Source organism: Prevotella sp. AM23-5 (assembly GCF_003473645.1).
In the GTDB taxonomy this organism is placed as follows: Bacteria; Bacteroidota; Bacteroidia; order Bacteroidales; family Bacteroidaceae; genus Prevotella; species Prevotella copri_A.
In genome coordinates, this window is sequence record NZ_QUCG01000174.1 from 1 (window position 1) to 1,120 (window position 1,120).

The 1,120-nt window shown below is 39.0% G+C and carries 1 protein-coding gene; it reads left to right on the top strand.

What is annotated here, in order from left to right; genetic code table 11:
* Window positions 1-527: 527 nt before the first annotated feature.
* The gene (locus DW657_RS17385) at window positions 528-977 is read left to right on the top strand and encodes a PepSY-like domain-containing protein (RefSeq protein WP_117664313.1); all 450 of its coding nucleotides are present in this window, start codon (window positions 528-530) and stop codon (window positions 975-977) included.
* The last annotated feature ends 143 nt before the right edge of the window (window positions 978-1,120 follow it).

Here is a 1,120-nt window from a genome sequence, read left to right on the forward strand (position 1 = left end):
GTTATCTCAAATTTTAACGAACCATTGATAGAATAATCCAAATTTTATTAGTAGTTTTGCAAACGATAAGAGTTGTTTGACAAGCAATCCTATGCACATTGCAGAAAATAGCACTGTTGCCAAATCATTACCTCCATTGAGGTGAAACACTCATAAATCGCTCATTTTAAGCTATTCTTCAGATTTTAGCGTAATTTTTAAAAGTAAAAAACTCCCTAGCGCCGGATATCTCTGTCCTCCGTTAGGCGTCCCGGCGGATTTGTAATCCGCCGTCAAAAAATGACCTAACCTCTGAATCTACCACCGCTCTAGTTTGTTATAATAAATTTATTATGGAAGAAATGCAAGAAAAAACCGTTAAAACACTCTAAAATATGGGGCGAATGTTTTGCAGTTTGAAATAATTTTAGTATATTTGTAGCATATAAAACAATCCCCTGTATGACTATATACGGGTTATGCTTTAGTGTATAATAATAAGTGATAAATAATTAAAATAGTAACATCAAAATTTAAATTATAACAACATGAAGAGAACGTTTTTAGCGACATTTCTGTCGATTGTTTTTGCTATGGTAGCAGTAGCTTGCCACAGCAGCGATGAGAAAGAGATCGGTTATACTGAGTTGCCAGTACAGGCTCAGCAGTTTGTAAAGCAGTATTTCCCTTCTGCTACCTATACCTATGTAGAGAAGGAGAAGGACAACGGAAAGTGGGAATATGAGGCAACATTGAACGATGGAACCAAAATAGATTTCAACAATAAGGGAGAGTGGAAGAGCGTGGACTGCAAGTTCTCTGCTTTGCCATCAGGCATCATTCCTGATGTTATCGCTGCGGATATTGCCAAGCGCTATCCTTCACAGCAGCCGTATAAGATAGAGAAGGAGATAGGTGGTTACGAAATCGACATCCCAGGCTACGACCTGTATTACAGCAGTGCCGGTAAATTCATCCGTGTTGAAATTGACCGATAATCCTATCCGGCATTAACACTCATTCAATCCTATATTTTAAGCAAACCCCCCATCCGGCTTGAGAAGGCAGGATGGGGGATTTCTGTATTTTGAGAATGCTTCGCTTACTTCTGCCGAGGCTGGATCTCGTAGGATGGATTGTT